The organism is Thomasclavelia sp., from assembly GCF_017889095.1.
Lineage (GTDB): Bacteria > Bacillota_I > Bacilli_A > Erysipelotrichales > Coprobacillaceae > Thomasclavelia.
The window spans coordinates 1-7,033 of record NZ_JAGHEW010000256.1 but is presented as its reverse complement, the minus strand read 5'-3'; the positions used below and the strand labels follow the sequence as shown (position 1 = coordinate 7,033).

5 protein-coding genes are annotated in these 7,033 nt (G+C 29.1%); 3 read left to right on the top strand and 2 right to left on the bottom strand.

Annotation, left to right across the window (positions count from 1 at the left end):
* Positions 1 to 684: 684 nt before the first annotated feature.
* Together J7M77_RS11505 and J7M77_RS11500 are read right to left on the bottom strand one after the other, a co-directional pair.
* The gene (locus tag J7M77_RS11505; RefSeq protein ID WP_296878668.1) at positions 685 to 1,026 is read right to left on the bottom strand and encodes a hypothetical protein; all 342 of its coding nucleotides are present in this window, start codon (positions 1,024 to 1,026) and stop codon (positions 685 to 687) included.
* 18 nt (positions 1,027 to 1,044) lie between these two features.
* Positions 1,045 to 1,548: a hypothetical protein gene (locus J7M77_RS11500; protein WP_296878667.1), complete on the bottom strand. Its 504-nt coding sequence runs from the start codon at positions 1,546 to 1,548 to the stop codon at positions 1,045 to 1,047.
* Positions 1,549 to 2,218: 670 nt separating this feature from the next.
* Here J7M77_RS11500 and J7M77_RS11495 point away from each other — a divergent pair.
* The 3 genes from J7M77_RS11495 to J7M77_RS11485 all read left to right on the top strand — a co-directional run bounded on the left by J7M77_RS11495 (position 2,219) and on the right by J7M77_RS11485 (position 6,944).
* Positions 2,219 to 3,370, top strand: coding sequence for an MFS transporter (locus tag J7M77_RS11495; RefSeq protein ID WP_296878666.1), 1,152 nt, complete (start codon positions 2,219 to 2,221; stop codon positions 3,368 to 3,370).
* A 10-nt stretch (positions 3,371 to 3,380) separates the two neighbouring features.
* Positions 3,381 to 4,169, top strand: coding sequence for a MurR/RpiR family transcriptional regulator (locus J7M77_RS11490; protein ID WP_296878664.1), 789 nt, complete (start codon positions 3,381 to 3,383; stop codon positions 4,167 to 4,169).
* A gap of 93 nt (positions 4,170 to 4,262) precedes the next feature.
* Positions 4,263 to 6,944, top strand: a complete 2,682-nt coding sequence (locus J7M77_RS11485) for an alpha/beta hydrolase-fold protein (protein WP_296878662.1) — start codon at positions 4,263 to 4,265, stop codon at positions 6,942 to 6,944.
* Positions 6,945 to 7,033 lie beyond the last annotated feature (89 nt).

Sequence of the window (7,033 nt, the reverse complement as noted above, 5' to 3'; positions counted from 1 at the left end):
ATTTCTGCTTGGGTTTTATCATTATCAATTCGAAGATCTTCTAATCTTTTAAATTGCATAAAATCACCTCTGTACCATGCTACCAAATAATTGCTTTTGCAATTTGGTTATGCTACTATATGGTTACTTGATAAACGGTGCTTTAAAAATTAAACATGTATTTTTTAATTGTTTTTATTAAGTTTTGGTATTGTTATTTTTATTGTAAGTTAAAATTTATGTGATATAAAATAAAAATAGCACAAACTTATGTTCGTGCTATCAAAGCAAGATTATATTCCTTCATAATAGTAGCTATTTAGGATGGGCGGTGTATCCATCATCTCAGGTACTCATTTGGAGTGTATCAGGAACCATTTCCGACCTCTAAATAACTATTATAAGTATATCATTTCTATCAAGCATTATACTGTGCAAAGATTAGATTGTAAATATTAGAATTTCTTAATAAAATATAAGTAAAAAAATAATCAAGTGGCCAATTAATAGATACAGAATTTTCGCTAATATTTTATAATTTGAAAAGAAAGATATTATGACAAAATACAAAAAAGAAATAGCAAACGCTCCTAAATTGGATTGTAGGGCTTTATCTTTTTAAGATAATTAATTATGTTTTTGTTTGTTAGGATAGTAGGACCGCATGTGCTATCCATTACAATCTTAGAATGACAAATCTCTCAATTATAGTTTATTTTTTGAACTGTATGTTTTGTTTATAAAATTTGCAATCTTCTCGTATGTATCCAAACTTTTAAAATTTAATCTTATTCCTTTTTCAAGAACTGTTTTATTCTTAGTTATTTTAATCGACTTTTTTCCATTTTCTCCTTTTTCAATTTTCAAATCATACTTTAATAATTGATTTATTTTATTTCTGCATTTGTTAGACGATATATTTATGTTTGGTTTTGTGGAGTTTGAAATGGTATTTGTCCTCTGTTTTTTTGCAAATCTTTTGGAACTTACTATTCGATAATTTGTATATACAAATTCACTCTTTAAGATTTTTTCAACTTTTTTCACTATGACTTTAGGGCCAATTTATTTTTCTGGATTATCATATTCTAACATTATAGAATTAAAATAATGATAATTATTTTTATCACTACCGATTATGCCTAAATATCCACCCATACGATTATAATAGCAAAACTGAATATAATCAGCATCAAAGTCGTTTCCAAACTTTTTCAAATAAAAATTTAGATTTATTTGATTAAATAAACTTTCAAAAATTGGTATAAATCCTTTATTCCTTCTATATAAAAAAAGTTCATCTGTAGATAGGGTATCACTTTCAAATCTATTTTTATCAATCAAATCAAATAGACTTATATTATGCCCAGTGTCTAAGTAATTCCATAATTCTATAGGCTTCATACGTTTATATTTAAAGTTACCTGTCTTATGTATACCCAATAGATGTAATAAATTAGCCTTAGATGAGTCTACGAGTATTACTCCTTGATTAGTATGTATCAGAATATAATAAGGGAGAATATTAATTTTGAAATAATGGTAATTTTTAATAATTAAATCTTTCATTAGTATCCTCCCTATAAAATAAATAGGAGCGTATGCTCCTAAATTGGATTGCAAGGCTTTATCCTTGCTGATTTCACATTATTTTATTAGCCCGTGAATCAGGCTTACAGGGCCAATTACCTCCTGTGTGGTTTATCCATTCAAGACAGGTTCTGATGTTTCCGCTTGTCAGAATAGTAGAATCGCATGTACTATCTACCACACCCTCAGAACGTTAAATCGTTCAATTATAGTTTGGATATTTAAATCCATTTATATACTATGTGTCTGAAATTAAAATATGACTTCTAATTTCAACTATATTATAGCATATTTTTTCTAAAAATCTAACTATCTAGTATAGTTTTTAATGAAAAATAAATTTAATAAATGATATTTTATTTAAGAAGACGGAAATGTTTTTATGAGGAAATACGTTTAAGCTGTGTGAGACTTAAACATTTTATCGATCAATTTTATATATTCAAATTAAAAAAATAACATGATAGATTGTATACCAAACTGAAAAAATTTCAATATAATCTGATACAGTTTCATTTTATATTGAAATTATAACGTATTTGTAAAAAGTTTTAATATCATTTTACAATAGTTGAGTATTTGCTTTTGCAATTCTCTTATGCTACTATATGGTTACACAAGGAATGTTTATATACGGGGAAATAATAATATGAAAAAGGTTTTGGTTTTAATTTCGATATTTTCAGTATCGTTTCTATGTCAAATTAGAGGTACCCTTAATCCTGGAATGTATATGTTATATCAACATTTTTCTGATTATCCCACATCTACAGTTTCTTTAATGATAAATATTTGTTCACTAGCCGTTATTCCAACATCATATATAATCGGTAAACTTACTGGAAGAATTATTACTTATAAAAAGGTTATTATTGGAATGAATATTTTTTTGATAGTTGGGGGTGTTGGACCTTTTTTTGTTGAAAACTTATATATGATGCTGATTTTTCGACTATTATTTGGAGTAGGAATAGGAATCGCCATAGCATTACATAAATCATTGATCTTGGAGTATTATAGTGGAAAAAAACAAATTAAGTATCTAGGTTATGCAACGATTGTTGCGAGTATTGGTACAATTTTCTTTCAGACAATCATAAGCTTTTTAGGTAAGATATATTGGAAATTAATGTTTTTTGGTTATTTACCAATAGTAATAACATTATTGTTTAGTTTCTTTCTACCTGATATTTCATTAAATAAACCACAAATAAAAAATCAAAAAGAAAAAATATCTAGTAATGTTATGATTATTTTAGGAATATTTTTAGTTTTAAATATGACTATGACCGCAGTAAGTGTTAATCAATCATCGTTATTTTCGGAAAAAGGCTTTGAAAATGCTATTGTTTTAGCGGCTTCAGTTGGTAATGTTAATGCGATTTTTTCAGTATTATCAGGTTTTGTTTTTGATAAAATATATCAACGTTTTAAAGATTCTTTTATAGTGATTGCGATGATATGCAGTTTATGTGGGATTTTAGTATATATACTAGGAAAAAATGAAATTTCTATGTATTTTGCAGCAGCAATTTTTGGTTTTTTCTATAATTTTGTGGTGTTATATTTATTTTTGATTGCTGATAATTGTTGCCAATTAAAAAACAAGGCAGTTATTGGTGGATATATGGCAGTAGTTGCTGGGATTGGCGGTTTTTTGGCAACTGCATTGATTCATATATGTGAGATGTTTTTTTACGAAAGTATCTATTCTGTTTTTATAATAGGAGCAGTTGTATTAATGATTGGGACAATAGTAGTTTTTTATGTTTTAAAGAGTAATAATATTTCTACTGATTGAGGTGTAATGAATGGAACATAATAATATCTTTGAATTTATTAAATTTTGTAATGAACATTTAACTAATACTAATGAATATAATATTGCTCGAGTATTAATCGGACATTTTGATGATATAAAAGCAATTTCTTTAGAATCGGTTGCTAATGAAGCTAATATCTCAGTTGCTTCGGTTAGTCGTTTTATCAATAAAGCGGGGTTTGCTTCATTTCAGGATTTTAAATACAAAGTAGAAGTTTACAATAAAGATACTAAGATGCGAAGAATTTTAGGCCACACTATGCGATTTATGAGAACTTCAATGGAAGATATGGTAGATAACCTCTATGGTGATGCCGTTAATAATTTGAAACAAACTAAGCTCAATCTTGATTTTGAAAAAATAAAATATATTATAAAAAGATTAAAAAACAGTAATAGTATCATGATTGTTGGAGATAGTCATGAATTAGCTGATTTTTATACATTTCAGTTAGATACATTAGTAAACGGAATACCAACGTATATGATTAATGTATTTGATTTAGATAAAGTCGTAATTAATAATTTTAATCAAGATGATACTGTATTATATCTTGATATATATGGCGATTGGTTTACTGAAGAAAAAAAGAAGTTTTTAAATCAGTTACGAGAAAATGGTATTTATATAATTGCAGTGGCTCAAGAGGAAATGCATTTAAAAGATATAGTCGATTTATTATATATTTATGGTATTAGGGATAGTAATAATGACGGGTATTATTCTTTACCGTTTCTTAGTCGAATCTTCTCGGAAATGATCTATTACAATTTATAAAAGCTGTTTACATTTTTTGTAAGCAGCTTTTATTTTTGATTATGGTTTAACTAAAAAAATTAAATTAAAATAATGACTATAAGGAGGAAGGTTATGAAAAAGAAGTTGATTTTAAGTATGGTTTTAAGTGTTTCAACTGTTGTTTCTATGACGGTTACACCTTTGATTGCTAAGGAAACAAAATACGAACCAGGAGTAACAGTTGAACAAAATACTAATCCTGATTGGGATGCTGATTACATGGCAACTTTTGTTTACGAAGATAGCGATGCTAGAGATGCTGTTTCTGTAAATATTCAGGGTGGTTTTCAGTTTTATAAGGAAGATGAAGTAAAGGATTATGATGCTTCAGGTGATAATTCACAGATTCCATGTTATGATGCGTATAATTATGAAGATGGAATGTTTGCCGCTAGTTCTAATTTAAAAACTGGTACGATGATTCCTTATGAAATGGAAGAAGTTTCTGATGAGGTATTCCAAGTTACAATTCCTTTGCCAGCTAATCAATATTTTTATGCTTATTATATTACTTATAGCGATGGATCAATTTTCGAAAAAGCTTATGATCCTGCTAATTTACCAGAAAAAAATATTGACTCTGATGCTGGTTGGAGTTTGTTTTATGTAGGCAGTGGTGAAACTAAAGGCCAAGAATATATTTATCCACGTTCTAATCAAAATGGAAAAGTAGAATATATTACTTATAGTGCTGTTGATGGAACTAAGCAGCCATTAGGTGTTTATTTACCATATAATTATGATGCAAGCAAAACATATAAGACAATTTATGTATCACATGGTGGCGGTGGCAATGAGGTTGAATGGATGACAATTGGATCAATCCCAAACATTATGGATAACTTAATTGCTAATAATGAAGCAGCCCAGGCGATTGTAGTAACCATGGATAATACATATTTTAATTGGGATTATAGTAAGATTGTTCCTAATGTTGTTGATCATATCATTCCAACAATTGAAAGTCGCTATAGTGTTTCTAAAAACGCTGATGATCGGGCATTTTGTGGTCTTTCAATGGGATCAATGACTACTAATGAAATGTTAAAACAAGTACCTGAAGAATTTGGATATTATGGTGCATTTTCAGGTGGTAATTCAGATTTAGATCCAGCAAATTGGAATAGCGAGGCAATGAATAGTGCTACTATTTATTTAACTGCTGGATGTATTGATATGGCTTATAACAACAACTTAGGTATTAGTTCTGTAGATTATATGAAAATGTTGGATCAAATGGGTGTAAATTATACATTTGATCTAAAACCAGGATCACATGACTGGTATGTCTGGCGTGATTCATTTACTACATTTACAAAAGATTATTTATGGGATTACGAAGATGTAACTACACCGGAATATCAGCCAGGAGTAACGGTTGAAGAAAATAAAGATACTAATTATGATGGTGATTATTTAGTTACATTTGCATATCAAGATCAAGATACAAGAGATGCAACAAAAGTAACGGTATCAGGTAATATGCAGTTTTATCAAAATGATGAAGTTGCCAAAAATTTCATTACAACTGGTGATGCCAGTGGAGCTAAAGTTTATGATGCTTATCATTATCAAGATGGTATGTTTAATACTGGTTATGGATTAAACAATGATACAGTAGTTTATGAAATGGAAGAAACTGCTGATGAATATTTTGAAGTATCATTACCGCTTCCAGGTAACTTATACTATTATGATTATACAATTACTTATGAAGATGGCAGTGAAGTGACGATTCAGGACCCTGTAAATCCAGCGGTTGATAATCCAGCTAATGGACATGATGCTAATCATAGCTTAGTATACGTTGGAAACAGCGAAAATACAACCGAAGGTCAAGAATATATTTATGCAAGAAATGATCAGCAGGGTAGCTACTTATTTGTAAGTTATGAAGCTAATGATGGAACAATGCAGCCATTAGGTGTTTATCTGCCATATAATTATGATGCAAATAAAACATATAAAACAATCTATGTATCACATGGTGGCGGTGGTAATGAAAATGAATGGATGACAATTGGTTCATTACCAAATATTATGGACAATTTAATTGCCGGTGGAGAAGCTGTGGAAGCTATTGTAGTAACCATGGATAATACATATTTTAATTGGGATTATGAAAAAATAGCTGATAACATAAAAAACAACATAATTCCATATATTGAAGCAAACTATAATGTATCAGCGGATGCTAGTGACCGGGCATTATGTGGACTTTCAATGGGAAGTATGACAACATCAACAATCATGCAGGAATATCCAGAAATGTTTGGATACTATGGATGTTTTTCAGGAGCAAATGTCAATGCTGAAATAAGTGATGTAGCGAAACTAAAGGAAGCAACAATTTATTTAACTGCGGGAAATGTTGATATGGCATTAAAAGAAGCTGGAAGTGATGATAGTAGAAAAACAGTAGGAATGGCAGCTAAATTAGATAAATTAGATGTAGCGTATAGTATGGATACTAAAAAAGGTGCTCATGACTGGGGCGTATGGCGCGATGCTTATACTACATTTGTAAAAGATTACTTGTGGGATGTAGAAGTAAAAGATGAGCAGCCAGAAGCTATTCCTGATGAAAATCCTACCCAAACACCAACAGTGAATAATCAAAATAATAAACCAGTGTCTAGTGTTAAAACTGGTGATGATCAAAATATTATCCTTTATGGTTTAGGATTATTAACTGGTATAACTGGTTTAGGATATGGTTATAAAAAAAGAAAAATGAGTAAAAAGGTAATGTAATTGCATTACCTTTTATTAAATAATGATAAAAATTTTCTTTTGAAATTTAATTTAAAATTGCTATAATATAGACACAACGTGTAGCTTTT